Genomic DNA, 15,481 nt, shown 5'->3' on the forward strand with positions numbered 1-15,481 from the left:
TCCAGTTTTATTTCATGACCGCTTCCCATTGCCCACGAATTCCCCGGAGCTGCCTGTTTTAAGATTCTGTTTAACGGTGAAGGTTCAAATTGTTTTTCTGAATATGGATTGGATGTATTATCATAGTTTTGTGTATTGTAGAAAGTTGCTGTATTATCTTTTGCATTGGTTTCGAATGCCATATTGGATGACGAAGAAACATACGGTAGATATTCCATATTCTGTCTCCCAAAATTGTCATAACCAATATGAGTTATAATATCTGTACCTGTAGCTGATTGCCTGTTAGCAATTTGCTGTATAGGCCTTCCCAATCCATCAAAATAAGTTATACTGGTGTGTACCTGTTCCAAAGAAGGAGATTCTATAACGGTATCTGTGGGTTCCTTATATTTTTTTGTAATTATATAATTATAATCTGAAGGAGTTACAATGTTACTACAATCTGAACTGCTCCCTGCCATTTGCGGGCAATTATCAGAGTTATTGCGCACATAATTACCGCTTGGAATTGTACATTGTTCCACATAATTTGAAGCATCACCTAACCCATCTAAATCATTATCAGCATACCATTTCGTATTTGGATTCATACCAGACTCTGAATCATTACAATCTAAATTATTGGAAACATAACCATTAGGCAGTATACTGTAATACACATTTACAGCAGCATTTCCATAACCGTCCCCATCGGCATCGTGATAAAAATATTGAGGTGCAATATTGGTTATATTTGCTGTGCTGTCATTGTAGTCTGATGAATTTCGCACATATCCCACTGGTTGGACACATTGTATTGCAGTTGTCGTTAACGCTCCATAACCATCTCCATCTGTATCTCTGTACCAGATTGTATTTGGACTAAGAGATGTATCACTGTCATTACAATCTAAATTATTTGTAACATAACCTCCAGGCTTAAAGCTGTAGTATACATTTGCAGATTCATTTCCATAACCATCTCCATCGGCATCCTGATAAAAATACTGAGGTGCAACATTAATGATATTTACTGTACCATCATTGTAATCGCCGGCTTGGCTAACATAGCCACTTAGCTGAAAACAGCTTGTCGCCGTTATCGCTGTATTTCCATAACCATCTCCATCGGCATCCTGATACCAAACTGTATTCGGATTTAAAGATGCATCACTATCATTACAATCCAGATTATTGGAAACATAGCCACTAGGCACATAACTATAGTAAACATAAATAGCAGCACTCCCATAACCATCTGCATCTGCATCTCTGTAAAAATATTGCGGTGCAACATTTGTTATGTTAACATTACTATCATCGAAATCACCTGCCTGCCTTATATAACCAATCGGTTTTGTACAACTATTAACTATAATTGCCGAATTTCCATAACCATCTGCGTCAGCATCCTGATACCAAATTGTATTAGGATTTAAAGCACTGTCACCATCGTTACAATCATAATTATTGGCTACATATCCGCCAGGCGCGTAACTATAATACACATAAATCGATGGGTTTCCATACCCGTCACCATCTGCATCAAGATAAAAATATTGCGGCGCAATATTGATTATATTTCCCGTAGTATCATCATAATCTCCTGCTTGTCTGATATAACCATTTGGCTGAGTACAATTGTTTGCAGTCAATGACCCGTTTCCGTACCCATCGGCATCGGCATCTCTGTACCAGACCGTATTTGGGTGTAAAGAACCGTCTGCATCATTACAGTCATAATTATTTGTGACAAAACCAGCTGGCAAATAACTGTAATAAACATAAACAGATGGATTTCCATATCCGTCATTGTCAGTGTCCTGATAGAAATATTGTGGAGCAATGTTGGTGATATTTCCTGTAGAGTCATTATAATCTGCTGCATTACGCACATAACCTGCCGGCTGCGTGCATGACGAAGTCAGTACACCTGCGTTTCCATAACCATCACCATCTGTATCCTGATACCAGGAAGTAGTTGGATTTAAGGAAGCATCTGCATCATTACAATCATTATTAGTTGCAACAAAACCTGCTGGCATATAACTATAGTAAACATAAACAGATGGATTTCCATAACCATCTCCGTCAGAATCCTGATAGAAATAGTTGGGTGCAACATTGGTAATATTTGCAGTAGTATCATTATAATCTGATGCAATACGTACATATCCTGAGGGTTGTGAACAGGAGGCGAGTGAAACACTTCCATTTCCATATCCATCTCCATCAGCGTCCTGATACCAAAATGTGTTAGGATTAGTTGTAAAATCAAAATCATTACAGTCTAAATTGTTGGCCACATAACCATTTGGCAGATTACTATAATAAACATATGCTGATTGGCTTCCATAAGAATCACCGTCGAAATCTTTGTAAAAATATTGGGGCGCTATATTCGTAATATTCGCAGTAGAATCATCATAATCTAATGCATTTCTTACATAACCTGAAGGCCTCGCACAGCTTACAGTTGTAATCCCTCCATTTCCGTACCCATCAGCATCCGCGTCACGGTACCACACTGTATTTGGATTTTGAGTAGCATCATAATCATTACAATCCAAACTGTTGGTCACATACCGTGCTGGCTGTACACTATAATAAACCGTAGTAGCTGGATCGCCAAAACCGTCACCGTCCAGATCTCGGGAATAATACTCCGGAGAAATATTAGTAATATTAACGTTATTATCGTCATAATCTTCAAAATTGAGGACATAACCAGGAAATCCTCCACATTTTTTTATACTAATTAAATCATTTCCATATCCATCTCCATCGGCATCCTTATACCAAGTAGTATTTGGATTAATTCTCGCATCGGAATCATTACAATCAGAACTGTTCGTTACATAGCCGGCTGGCTTATAACTGTAATAAACAGAAGCAGATCCGTTACCATATCCATCTCCATCGGCATCCTGATAAAAATATTGCGGTGCAACATTCATAACATTGGATGTAGAATCATCATAATCTGATGCATTTCGAACATACCCGCTAGGAGCAGTACATTGTTTCGCTGTTATCGACACCGTTCCATAACCATCAGCATCAGCATCGCGATACCAGATTGTATTTGGATTGATTGTGGCATCAGAATCATTACAATCCGTATTATTACCAACTTGATATGCGCGTTTTACACTAATATAAAGTCCTGTAGCCGGATCCCCAAATGTGTCACTATCACGATCGCTATAAAACCAATTGGGAGGAATATTTGTTATATAATAATTTGTGTCATTCAAATCTGTATTATTAGCCACATATCCTGCCGGCTGATTTGTGCTCTTAATTGGAGTCCATTCGAGTCCTTTTTCTCCGAATCCGTCTCCGTCTTCATCCCTATACCAATATGTTGCGACTCCTGCTGCTTGTACTGCTGTTGGCGCTACCATTGGACTAACCTCAGGGGTTTGTGCATGACAAATATTTACAATTATAAATAAAACAGTCGAAAGTAGTTTTGTTTTCATAAATAATAATTAAATGCCTAGTTTTTATAATGATAGATATTTTCTGTGAGCAACTTTCCTCTACTGTCTTTCACCCATTTTAATCTCAACTCTTCATCATATTCATAATATGAAGTCATTCCTTTTGGATCTGTGATACTTGTAACGCCAACTAAAGGATTATAGGTGTATGTTGAAACGAATGCATTTGGCACGGAATCTCTAAATAAATTTAAAGCCTTTCGGAGCTTCTGTTCTGAGCATTCTTGAGACATACAGTTATCTGAATCATTATTTGAAAGTGTCTGCAGATTTGAAATTATTTCAGCAGGAATCGCTGTATAGGCAGCATTATCAATTTTTGCTATTGGCTGGGTTTTATTGTAGCCCCAAATTATTGATGTATTTACACCAATTTTATTATGATACTGAAGAATATTTCCTTTGTTATCTCTTAGATCAATAACATCTTGTTCCTCCAATACTTGTAATCCAACAGATTTAGATAGGCTTTTTGGTAAAACAGTTCCGTTGCCAAAATCTTTATAATTAATCTGTTTTGTAGTTATTAAATTATTATCTCTAAATATTTTTTCTGTTACAACTTCGTTAATTCTATTAGCAGTTACTAAGTTGTTTATAATGGGTTGGGCTGCTATTTGATTTGAAAAATAAGAGTATAGTTTTTCAGTTTTAATATCTGCCAGTCCATTATTGAATATTTCCTTTGTTACAAAAGGAAAGTTTGAGTCGTATTCATAATCTACAGTTGTACTTAAAGTTTTTGTATTAAAGTGTGAAATATTTGTTTTCTTGGTTAAGAGATTTTGAGAAACTGGTAAATTTGATTTAATAGTAAGACTTATTCCTTCACGATGACTTGTAGTGCAAGTTTCTTCTAGACCTCCAAAATAAATTGTTACCTGATATGGAAATGTTTTGAGTTCTCTATAAGAATAATCGTTTATTTCTTGATCCAAAATTTGATTAGCTGAATTATATATAGTTTTATTGATTAGCTTTCCTCTTCTGCTTTCGTTATCTACAAAAGTCATCATTGGATATGAAGTGTTTTTTATAAAAAGACAACTACAAGCTGTGCAATTTGAATCGGTTTGGTTATTAATTCTTACTTCAGGAGTATTTGGGAATTCTAGAGGAGAAGAAAATTCATATTTTGTATAGCCATTGTCTATTTCTGTTTCTGTAATTTTCGAATATCCAACAAAACTTCCAGAAGTCAATTCAATACCTCCTTTGGCCATATCATAAACCGCAAATGATTTTGCCATCATAGTATCGGCGTAAAAGTCGCTTATATTAGCAAATTTTGGAATGTTATTAATATACCCAGAAGATTTACCATATTGATCTAGGTAAGAATAACTTACTTTTTTGAGTTGATTGTTATTATCTGTCAATTTTTGAGACTTTATTCTTGCGCCTCCTGATAAATAAGTTTCACCTTGATACTGGAATTGGTTATTTTCGTATTCAAATTCAGAACTTCCTCCTGAAGGGTAAGTAATCTTTTTTAATAATCCAGTTAAAGAGTAAGCATTTGGAATTAGACTGTAATTTCCTGGAATAATTTGAAAATTATTGTTGTTCGCCAGTTGAAATGGTAAGATAGAATTTATATAGTTGTTTTTATAAAAATAAAGTTCAGGTGTTAAAAGAACATTTGAGTTATTATCGGGAACACCATTGTTATTATAATAGCCTAAAAAATCATGTTCTAAAGACCCTCTTTTTGGCAATTTATTACTATATTCATAATCAAAAGTGTACGAATTAGATTTACTGTCGTTGCCAAAGATTTGAATACTTTCTAGTTTTAATCTTTTGCAATCAGGATCATCACAATTTTCTTTAGAATTAAAATAAGAATAGTTTAATACAAATCGTTTTACAATAATATTGTTATTATTTTTAACAATTATCTCTGTCAATGCATTTTCCCCTAGATAATCTTCTCTTCTTAATCCGTATTGAAAATTAACAGTCCCTTCCTCATAAGAAATGGAGGTCAATCTTTTACGTTTAGGATTCTTAGTCATCGAATTCATCTTTAAATAATTGTAAGGATCATTAGGAGCATACATAGCTATCATACATTTATTTAATGAATTTTCATTTTGAGGAGAACCTATTGTAAGATTTACAGGGGTATCAACTAAGATGTTATTTTCGATATTAGGATTTGCATAAGTTTGATAAAGAAAATCTACTGTTTTGTTGGTTTGGCTATCTTCAATTTGGCTTAAATTCCAAGTATGTATTCTTTTATTGTAATAATTGGCATGATAACTATTTATAATATCCATGCCGTTACTACTGCAAATTGCACCTGGAACGGGAATGATTCCAAAGGGACGATAAAAAGTTTCATTTACTTCTTCTTCATTAAATTTATATTTAACACCATTTGTATTTACAACATTAAATTCGTAGAAATCTTTGATTTTCTTTCCTGCTGTAATTTGATGATATGGGTTTGCATTTAAAAGGCTTAAATTATTCTCACCTAGATTTACATAATTGTAAAATCCATAACCAGGATTAGCTCTTTTATCAATAACTAACGAAGCCATCTTAATACCTGAATTGTCTAAAAAAGTAGTAGTTATACCATTATTATTATTTGGATAAATATCTTTTTCTGTATTATTTGAGGTTATAAATTTAGAACTCAATCCAGGAGCATTTACAATAAAGGTATCTGGTAAATCTGGATGAAAGTAACCTCCTGGATAGGGTATTGCAGAATCGGCCCAATATTTGCCATTTACACCATCAACCTCATTTTCATCTATATCCTCTCTATAAACAAAGCAAGGCGAATCATTAGGAAAATTTGAGTATCTGTAATAAGTTGCAAAAACGGGAATTCTTGCATTTATCTTTCTATTATTCCCTTGTCGGTTAATTATTGGGTAAATATGTATGCCTGTATCTCCACCATCTTGATAGTCCGTTCCGATTTGAGAATCATTATCAGGGATGTCATTAACAATTCTAATAATACTCCCTCCTGCATTTAAAACCCAGCCCATACCAACAGAGGTAGCTCGATCATCAACTTTAATACCCCCTGAGTCATAATTTATACTTATAGGAACATTGATATTTCCTGATTTTATTTCAAAAATTGGAATTTTAACATCTGTTTTGCCCGTATATAAATTTACCTCAGTGATATTATATTTTTGAAAAGCCATTACATCTGGAGAGGCACTAAATATTTTTTCTGGAACTGGGTTTATAATTTGTGAGAAAACACCAAAATTGCTAAATATTAGTATTATTGAGAGCAGGATATGACGTTTTCTTCGAAATATTTTCATAATTCTATTTTCTTTTAATAAATTAATGAGATAAGTTTTATTTTAGAATTTCTTGTAAATTTTATTTAACAGATTTTATTACTTTAACCGATTCGGTCTTAACATCAGTCTGGATTTTAATGATATAAACGCCCTCCGCATAGTGGGTGAGGTCCACCGGAACTGTCCGGCTTGAGATATCAAAATGCTGTAGGGTTCGTCCCAGCATATCAAATAATGACGCCGTTCCTTCTGTAAAGTCATATCCGATAATCACATTTGTATAGGTAGACGCAGGATTTGGAATTGCCTCAATACTGGCTTTAATTTTTTCGACTTTGGTTTTATCCTTTAATTTTACAACCCAGAAATCGTTTGACCCAATATTTGAGTTTTTATCTTTTGAAGATCCATTAGAAGTGCCCGCCATCAAATATCCGCCGTCTCGGGTCTGAACTAATTTTCTAAGAATATCTTCACCACCGCTTCCCACACTTTTACTCCAGATTTCTTCACCTTTATCACTGATTTTTAAAGCCATATAATCATTTATACCGTCTTTTTCGTTGGCAATTAATCCAACTGCTTTAGAAGCCAGACCTGCGCCACCTCGTCTTGGCGCTGAATTTCGCGCATGGCCTCCAATTAAATACGTACTATCATTATTTTCAACTAAAGAAGTTAAGATGTCAACTTTTCCAAAATCAAATGTTTTACTCCAGACCACACTCCCTTCTTCATTCAATTTAAGAATCCAATAATCAGTTCCATTAGCTACAATTCCTCCCTCTGTAGTTAGGGCATTAGAACTATTTGAATTTCCTCCAACTATAAAACCTCCATCTTGAGTCTGATGGATTACATACGGCTGATCATCACCATCACCTCCATATGTTTTCTGCCATTGTATGGCACCTTTGTCATCTATTTTCAAAATCCAATAATCTCCAGCACTTTTTGCTGCCTCGGTTTTTTCTCCCGATACAGGCGAATTCGAATAACCTGCCAAAATATAGCCATTATCTAAAGTCTGTTCTATGCTTCTTAATATATCAGAATACTGACCTCCATAGGTCTTCTGCCATTCTACAGTACCCTGCCTGTCCAGCTTTACAATCCAGTAATCCATATTTCCCCTGCTCTTCTCCGATTTTACGTACGGATCGCTGCTGAAGCTTTTTTCATTCAATTTGGAACTTGAAATTGATTTTGGACTAGAGCTCGATGACCCTCCTAAAATGTACCCCCCGTCCCACGTCTGGAACGCACAAAGCAGTTCTTCCTGACCATCACCACCGATAGTTCGCTGCCATTGTTCATCGCCGGTGGCATTAAGTTTTATTACCCAGAAATCAGAAAGCCCTTTACAATTTTCTTTTTTCTGAAAACTTTTAGATGAACTGGAAGTCCCGGCAAGAATAAACCCACCGTCACTCGTATTTTTTATACTTTGAAGAAGATCAAAACCGGAACCGCCAAAACTTTTCTGCCATTCAAGTTCACCGTTTTCTTTCATCTTCCAGATCCAGTAATCTAAATCGCCGTGATTTTCCTGCTCTTTATTTCCTGTTTTTTCAGAAAGAGAACTTCCTGCTAAAATAAAACCATAATCAGCAGTGGGCTGGGCATCAAAAAGATAGTCCGCATGTGTGCCTCCATACGATTTCTCCCACAGAATATCCTGTGAATTACTTAAAAATGGCACTAAAAAAGAAATGAGTAGGTAAAGTTTCCGCATAAGCATCTTTATAAAATTGGGTGTTATTATAATTATGCGGCGAATATAATTTAAGAAAAGCTATTTATTTTACGGGATTCCGTAAAGCTTTAATTTTTGTTTAATTTGGTGACATGAAATTTGATGAATAGAAAATATATTACTAAATGTAAATGAGTTAGCAATTTTATTTATTTATATATATATATATATAAAAAGGGAAATAAGCGCTAAATCAGACTTAAAATTTTCAAGTCATCTGTAAAATGGTTCGAAAATTGTCCCGTTACGGCTACAAAGACAAATTAAAAGCCTGATAAATCAAAAATTTATCAGGCTTTTTTGTGGTTCGAAAAATCTTTTTTCAATTTCTTAAAATTTTAAACTCCTGTATTTTCAGGTGAATTGGGTTCGAGTCCCGTTAAGTTAACTGAAAAAAAATCTAATTTGAAAGTTTGTCTTCGATACACCTAAAATGTGTAATCTATTTAAGCTTAATACCCGACTATCTAGGCCCTGCAGTACTCCGGAAAGAAGAAAAACGCCTGCGGGCTGATTAAGGATTTTCCGATTCGCAAAATGTTTTCGGAAAAGCTTGCCATTAGGCCTGTTTATAATCATTTCCCTTTACTAAATATCGCAAAAATACCATCGGTCTTTTCCAAAACTGAAACAGACCCCTTGAGATCCTTCGGATCCTTAAAAAATCCCCTCCAAAAAACAAAGACACCATAGGTACGGCTGCGATATACATAAAATCCTTCGGGAATAGACCCTGTATAATCCGGCGGTAAAATTAGGTACTTCCCGCCTGCACTTTATCTGGTCCCGGCAGACCTACATCACCGCACCATTTCTTACCATTGATCTCAGTTTCAGAGCATATGGGACGTTGCCAGAAATCATCCAAAATCCCCTGAAGACCCGGAGGTGCATCAATGACCATGGGACCATCCTCTTTTAAATCCAGATATCCAAGCGCGTAGATAACATCCGAATTGGGAGTAGTTATAAGGGTTTTGGCATTAAGTCTGTTTTTTCAGATAGGAAGAATATTGTATCCTTTTCCAAAGTCTTTTTCTGAGCCATCCTTCATTCCATACATATTTATTGCAGGAATTGCCCAGAGATATGCTTGTGTTGCCCTCTGGAATAAAAGTTCATCCTTTAGCTGTTGGATTGCCTGCTCGGTTGGGTAACCCTGTTTAAAATCCAGTGAAGCAAGTGCATCATATCTGGCAGCAATTTTGTCTGGCGATTGGGCGTGGCAAAATGCTGCCGCAAAAAATAATAACATACTGCATGAACTAATTGATAGTAATTTTTGTGCTTTCAAAAGATATAGTCTTAGGTTAAATGATTGACAATCTCGATAAAATATCAGGCTGTCTTAAGTAATGGCGCAAACAAAAAAAAACCAAGTTAACATCCTGACTACAAAAAACTTACAAAATAGTTATAAGAATTTCACCCCTACAACTGTTAAATAATTTATTATATCGAAAGTCTGTCCGTAATCTAATGTTATTTTGGCAAGACCTGAAAAGCCCGGCCTTGCTTTGGTTTATGGACACGGACAAGTCTTGCTCCGGAAATAAGACAAAAGCATACAGGGTCTTTGATAAAAGAAAGAGGGAAGCATAGGTATATTATGGATAAAGGGCATTCAGGAAGAAAAGCAGTGCGCTTTGAGATGAATACATAAAGGCTACCCCCTGAACCTACGAAGTATTGTAAAGGACACTGGCTAAAATTTCTTAGTCACAAGCTAAAATGATTTAGTATATATTCTTATATTGGCTTAAAATCTTACTAGGGGCACAAAGCCAATTACAAAAAGCCGTATTAGTGCTGTTTTATGGCTAGTATAAATTTGTTAGCGGCAAGTGTTACGAATGAAAAGACAACCAAAATAAACGACAAATCAAAAACCTACGGTTGACAGAGAAAAAATTATTAAAAACTACATTGAGAGTTTTATGCTTTGTTGGAGAACCAAACAGTGCCGGGGAAGTTGAAATTGGTTACGGAACCTATGAAACGTTTCGAAAAAAAGGCTACATGACGGAAGCCGTTGGTGGAATTATTGACTGGGCGGGCAAACAACCCAATATCAAAACCATTGTTGCATCTACTGATAAAACAAACCAGGCTTCGTCAAGTGTTCTTGAAAAAAACAATTTTCTAAAGATCGGTCAAACCGAAAACTTAAACAACTGGGCGCTAAGATTCCACACAGGAGATGCATTATGAATTAGTATAGCCCTAAAAATTACCAATTATGCAAAATATTTTTTAAACCATCATACGTGTGCTATTATAAGTTATATTTTTTGACGCCTGTCCATTCCGTTCTCTATCCAATACCTTTTTTTTCCGGCTTCCATTGCCCAAAATTATCAAAACATGTGACTAAAAAACACATTCCTATATTTGATCATCACCAGTTAGCCACGCCACTTTCTGCTGCGAATTGTGGGGAGCTCCTATAATATTTTTGTAAAGTTCGGGCCTTCTGGCTTTAATATATCTGCTGCCCCCTGCTGCTGCAAGTTTCTCTTTGGTGATAAGAGCAATAGCAATATCGTCACCCAAAGCAGTACATTCTGCCATTAGGGTCCCGAAAGGATCAACAATCATGGAGCACCCGTTTTTAAGCTGGTCATCATCCATTCCGATTGGATTTGAAAACACGCAATACAGGGCGTTATCATATGCCCTGGCGGGAAGCCATCTCATAAGCCATTCCCTTCCCGTGGTACCATTGAATTCTGCCCGAAGCTGTTGGGTTTGCTTATCTCTATTGTACCACAGCTCCGGATCAACAAATCCGGCACCAGGTCTTGGAGAGGGCGTACACATTGTAACATGAGGCATCAGCAGAATATCGGCTCCCAATAGCTTGGTTGCCCTGACGTTTTCGATTATATTATTGTCATAACAAATAAGGATACCCAGTTTCCATCCATAAAGCGTGAAAACGCAATATTGATTTCCAGGGCTGATGTGCGGATTGATAAAAGGATGCAGCTTCCTGTATTTGGCAACTATTCCTGACTTATCTACACATACATAGGCTTTAAATAAATTGTCATTCTGATCCTTTTCAAATAAGCCGGCACAAACTGCAATATTATTTTTTTCCGCAATTTCTCTAAGTTTCTCTACACTTTTACTTTCTGGCAGGTACTCTGCGGTATCCAGCATCTCCTGCTTGCTTAATTTCATGGCGAATGTATAACCGGTCACCGAACATTCATGAAAAACCGCAATATTGGCCCCTTCCAGCGCTGCCCTTTGCGACAGTTCAGCAATTTTCTGTAAATTATACTCTTTATCGTTACTTTTATTTTCAAATTGTGCCGTGGCAATTTTTATATCATCCATATCTTTTTTTGCACAAATTTATATTCTCATTTTCAACTATAATTGTACATTTTCGTCACGATACAATAGAACATTAACTGCCAGATGATTTTCAATTCTAGTGTAGCTGCCCGGTGTAAGTCCGGTAAATCGGCGAAACTCACGTATAAGATGTGCCTGGTCATAGTAGCCTGCATCATAGGCAAGCGCAGTAAGTTTTCCTTTCGCTTTTAGGTCCCTGACACCGCCAAGATAATGGTGCAGCCTTATAATTCCTCCCAGTTTTTTGGGGCTCAGACCAACAGCATCATTAAAAGCCCTCTCTAGTGAGCGCTGCTGCCAGCCTGTATGGCCCATAAGCTCTGCCGCAGTGAAAATACCATTGCGCCTTAGCATCCAGTGCGTTGTGCAGGACAACATAGCATGAAGCGGTGATTGCATTACTATTTTTCTTTTGAAAAAATGGTCAACCAAATGTGCCATGGCTTCCATGCTATCGGATTGCTCGAGCCTTTCCTGAAGTTCATTTGTTCCCGCTCCGAATATATCCTGGGAATCCGCCAGCATACTCTTTAACAGGTTTGCATTAATGCCCAGCAGACTATGCATTCCGAAGGGATGAAAAACCACAATAGCAAGAGAAATGCTTTTATTGGTACTTAAGGTCTTATAATCAGTAATCTGCCCATATACAAATGTTCTGGGCAATACTTGCTGATCTGTGGACAAAATGGTGGAATTGAGGCAGAAAACAACCCCGGTATTGCCGTCTGCAAATATCCGCAGCGCTCTTGCTATTGGCCCGCCACTGTTTATAAACAGGTAATGCTTTATATAGGGGCGAAGTTCCGGTGATGGAAGGATCTGCATGAGTAAATTGTTTAAAATAACTTAATAAAAAATAGTATTCAAATTGAAAGGTACGGCTCAAATTCCCCTCCTGATTACACACTCGGGGGACACTGCTATCATTATTCCTTGCTTTTATTATCGCTAACCATGTTTACCTTGCGGATTTCCCCCAATTCACTTTCGGAAAGGCCGCATTGTCTTAAAGCACCACTTATAAATTCCGTTTTATCGGAGACATACTGTCCAATGGACTCAGAACTAGCAGCAAGCTGGTATTTTAAATTGGCGTAGCGGGCTGCAGCCTCTGTATTATTCCTAAGATAATTTCTGAAACTGATATGGTTCTTCAGGGCAGTACTTCCCTTAATGCAGACATACAGATTATGTTTCATCCACATCTTGGATGGGTCTGTAAAAGGAATAAAAGGTGAATCAGCTGTAAACACATACCGCTCCGGGATCTCAACTATCCCTTTGCCAGTATAGCCCAGCTTTTCCAGTTTTTCAGTTATAGAGGGCAACGCACTGGCATCATCAATAATGAGGTCGATATCCAGTACAGGTTTGCTGGCAAGCCCCCAAACAGAAGTGCTGCCTATATGTTCTATTCCAGAAAGCAGGCCGCAAAGCTGTTCCTGATACACTTCTGAAAGCTGCTCAAATGCAATGCCCCATTGAGGCGAATAAGGTTCTACCACTATTTTCATGATGTACTGTTGCTGTTTTTTCAAATTTATAAAATTAAGCTGGGTCCAGCCTGGGCTACTATATTCTTTTACTGCTAAAATATGTAACGGTTCCATGGAAAATATACCTGCAAAGAATAAAATTCTACGGCAAAAGTATTATTAATTTTTGCCGTTAATAGCGCTTATGGGCACCAGCAGGAACATTTTTCTAAAATCTCTCTTGCGCCTGAGCTTGTTAAAAGTCATACAAAAATAAAGGTCCTGAATTTTTTTAATTAATTTAGCCGAAATCACAGTCCAGTGCCCAAAATATAAACGGCGCTGGCAATTATATAAGCAAGCTATAGTTTAATACCTGTTTTTTTATGCACACGCCTTTGGCACATCAGCGGTTGGATCAAATCTACGATTCTGAAATCATTAATCTGCGCAATATCAAGATTGTAAGCAACCATGCAACGAATATAGACAATGTCATTTTATATGAAAATGCGGACACATCTCCTTTTAAAAGAAAGGAGGATGTGGTACTTACATTGCTGCTTGATGGCAAAATCAATTCTTTTTATCAGGGGATTAATAATGAATTCCAGGCCAGTTCCCGCAGCTGCACCTTTGTTTATAGCCCCAATGATAACCAATACGAGATACCAGGTTCCCAGCATATTGACAGCATGGCCCTGGGGATCAACAAACTTTTTTTTCAGGAGATCCTAAATAGCGAAGACCGATGGATGAACCGGATGCTTAATCAGATAGAAAAGAATCAACCTTTCAGCCTTTCCAAAACCCCATATAAATTAACCCCTGAAATGTACTCCACCCTTCAAAAGATCAGGAACACCCAATTTTCTGGCAGCTTACGGACCCTTCACCTCCAGGGGCTGATGAGCGAACTGCTGCTGCAGCAGTTCCAGGAGATAAAAACCTCAGAAAACACACTGTACCATTCATCCTTAAAAGAAAGGGACATAAAAAAAATAAAAGACCTTAAAATGTACATTGACATACATTACCTGGACGATTTGACACTGGATTTCCTCGCACGCCTCTGCGGACTCAATACTTTTAAAGTAAAAACGGGCTTTAAGTCAATTTACGGCAAAAGTGTCTTTGAGTACATACGTGGAAAACGAATGGAGCATGCCTCGCTATTATTGCTGGAGGGCGGAAATACTATTTCTGAAGTTGCCTACCTTTTAGGCTATCAATATGTGCAGCACTTTTCAACAGCTTTCAAAAAACATTTTGGCGTACGGCCTGCAAAATTTAAATTCTGATCTGTGAATTATTAATGGAATTCAATTGACCGGATCACCTTTGCCAGAAGCTCTCTTCTCAATAATAAAAACCATCTTTACACCTTTTTAATTAAGTCTCATATGTATCAAGGGATAAGGTTTGCCTAATGCATCTGTTTCAGTACGCCCTGCCGGCTTAAAGCCTAATTTTAAATAAAAAGCCACTGCGCCCAGGTTTTGTTCGTTAACATCCACTGCGTTGCAATCCAGACTGTCCACTGCAAATGTCATTAGGGCTTTTCCTATGCCTTTGGAAAAGTGCGTCGGGCTTACAAAAAGCATTTCCACATTTTCTCGGTCAACACCTATAAACCCGGCAATTTCATCTTCAATATGTATACAGTACAGATCGACTTGTTTTAAATAATTATCCAGCAGAAGCTGCCTGTAGATAAGAAGGTCCTCTGCTACTAGAAAATTATGCGTCGCACGTACTGACTTTTCCCAAAGTGTTATAAGATCATTACGTTGTGCTGTATCTGGCACTTTTTCAATATTATATTTATTCATGTTTGTATAAATTAAATTCTATTAAAATTCCAAATCTCTTAATGACTTAGAAAAAACAGTGAATAGTCGTGATCCTTTAAAATATAAAAATATTAATTTGGTTCCTTTACAAATACTGCTGTTTTATCTGGTCTTAATTGGTAAGATTATTTAACCGCTGTCGCTGGATTTCGTAAAAACTTTCAGTTACTTTAAAATAAAAAACAGATACATTGTCCTTTAATCTGGCATTTTAGATGCTCTTTAAATTTTACTATAATACTGATTTTGCTGA

At 36.7% G+C, this 15,481-nt stretch carries 12 protein-coding genes; 2 read left to right on the top strand and 10 right to left on the bottom strand.

Features of this window, described 5'->3' with window-relative positions:
• From ABEB31_RS00005 to ABEB31_RS00020, 6 genes are all read right to left on the bottom strand, one after another.
• Positions 1-3,467, bottom strand: a 3,467-nt coding sequence (locus ABEB31_RS00005; protein ID WP_347049128.1) for a DUF6443 domain-containing protein, incomplete at its 3' end; no start/stop codon positions are given.
• A 17-nt stretch (positions 3,468-3,484) separates the two neighbouring features.
• The gene (locus tag ABEB31_RS00010; RefSeq protein WP_347049129.1) at positions 3,485-6,793 is read right to left on the bottom strand and encodes a hypothetical protein; all 3,309 of its coding nucleotides are present in this window, start codon (positions 6,791-6,793) and stop codon (positions 3,485-3,487) included.
• A gap of 61 nt (positions 6,794-6,854) precedes the next feature.
• On the bottom strand, positions 6,855-8,510 hold the full coding sequence (locus ABEB31_RS00015) for a T9SS type A sorting domain-containing protein (RefSeq protein ID WP_347049130.1): 1,656 nt from the start codon (positions 8,508-8,510) through the stop codon (positions 6,855-6,857).
• Between the two features lie 596 nt (positions 8,511-9,106).
• Complete coding sequence (locus tag ABEB31_RS21635; protein ID WP_430408221.1) at positions 9,107-9,286, bottom strand: DUF1254 domain-containing protein; 180 nt, start codon at positions 9,284-9,286, stop codon at positions 9,107-9,109.
• Entirely contained in the window at positions 9,286-9,501 is a 216-nt protein-coding gene (locus tag ABEB31_RS21640) for a DUF1254 domain-containing protein (protein WP_430408222.1), read from the bottom strand. Before ABEB31_RS21640 ends, ABEB31_RS21635 begins: the two co-directional genes overlap by 1 nt.
• Positions 9,502-9,528: 27 nt before the next feature.
• Complete coding sequence (locus ABEB31_RS00020) at positions 9,529-9,825, bottom strand: hypothetical protein (RefSeq protein WP_347049132.1); 297 nt, start codon at positions 9,823-9,825, stop codon at positions 9,529-9,531.
• 602 nt (positions 9,826-10,427) lie between these two features.
• Between ABEB31_RS00020 and ABEB31_RS00025 the strand changes: the two genes are divergently transcribed.
• On the top strand, positions 10,428-10,742 hold the full coding sequence (locus tag ABEB31_RS00025; protein ID WP_347049134.1) for a GNAT family N-acetyltransferase: 315 nt from the start codon (positions 10,428-10,430) through the stop codon (positions 10,740-10,742).
• Positions 10,743-10,916: 174 nt separating this feature from the next.
• Here ABEB31_RS00025 and ABEB31_RS00030 read toward each other — a convergent pair whose 3' ends face one another.
• The 3 genes from ABEB31_RS00030 to ABEB31_RS00040 form a co-directional block, all read right to left on the bottom strand.
• Positions 10,917-11,876: a nitrilase family protein gene (locus tag ABEB31_RS00030; protein ID WP_347049135.1), complete on the bottom strand. Its 960-nt coding sequence runs from the start codon at positions 11,874-11,876 to the stop codon at positions 10,917-10,919.
• A gap of 36 nt (positions 11,877-11,912) precedes the next feature.
• Positions 11,913-12,725 carry an AraC family transcriptional regulator gene (locus tag ABEB31_RS00035; protein WP_347049137.1) on the bottom strand — a complete coding sequence of 271 codons (813 nt, stop codon included), beginning with the start codon at positions 12,723-12,725 and terminating at the stop codon, positions 11,913-11,915.
• A 101-nt stretch (positions 12,726-12,826) separates the two neighbouring features.
• The gene (locus ABEB31_RS00040) at positions 12,827-13,438 is read right to left on the bottom strand and encodes a GrpB family protein (protein ID WP_347049139.1); all 612 of its coding nucleotides are present in this window, start codon (positions 13,436-13,438) and stop codon (positions 12,827-12,829) included.
• A 323-nt stretch (positions 13,439-13,761) separates the two neighbouring features.
• Here ABEB31_RS00040 and ABEB31_RS00045 point away from each other — a divergent pair, with 323 nt between their 5' ends.
• Positions 13,762-14,676, top strand: coding sequence for a helix-turn-helix domain-containing protein (locus tag ABEB31_RS00045; RefSeq protein ID WP_347049141.1), 915 nt, complete (start codon positions 13,762-13,764; stop codon positions 14,674-14,676).
• Between the two features lie 87 nt (positions 14,677-14,763).
• On the opposite strand, the gene ABEB31_RS00050 is transcribed toward ABEB31_RS00045, so the two are convergent.
• Positions 14,764-15,207 (bottom strand): GNAT family N-acetyltransferase, encoded by a 444-nt coding sequence (locus tag ABEB31_RS00050; protein WP_347049143.1) that lies wholly within the window; start codon positions 15,205-15,207, stop codon positions 14,764-14,766.
• Positions 15,208-15,481: the final 274 nt, after the last annotated feature.

Origin of the sequence: Flavobacterium olei, from assembly GCF_039749035.1 — a bacterium.
In the GTDB taxonomy this organism is placed as follows: Bacteria; Bacteroidota; Bacteroidia; order Flavobacteriales; family Flavobacteriaceae; genus Flavobacterium; species Flavobacterium olei.

Coding starts and splice junctions, on each gene's coding strand:
- ABEB31_RS00010 (WP_347049129.1), bottom strand. CDS start 6,793: ATGAAAATATTTCGAAGAAAACGTCATATCCTGCTCTCAATAATACTA.
- ABEB31_RS00015 (WP_347049130.1), bottom strand. CDS start 8,510: ATGCGGAAACTTTACCTACTCATTTCTTTTTTAGTGCCATTTTTAAGT.
- ABEB31_RS00030 (WP_347049135.1), bottom strand. CDS start 11,876: ATGGATGATATAAAAATTGCCACGGCACAATTTGAAAATAAAAGTAAC.
- ABEB31_RS00035 (WP_347049137.1), bottom strand. CDS start 12,725: ATGCAGATCCTTCCATCACCGGAACTTCGCCCCTATATAAAGCATTAC.
- ABEB31_RS00045 (WP_347049141.1), top strand. CDS start 13,762: ATGCACACGCCTTTGGCACATCAGCGGTTGGATCAAATCTACGATTCT.
- ABEB31_RS00050 (WP_347049143.1), bottom strand. CDS start 15,207: ATGAATAAATATAATATTGAAAAAGTGCCAGATACAGCACAACGTAAT.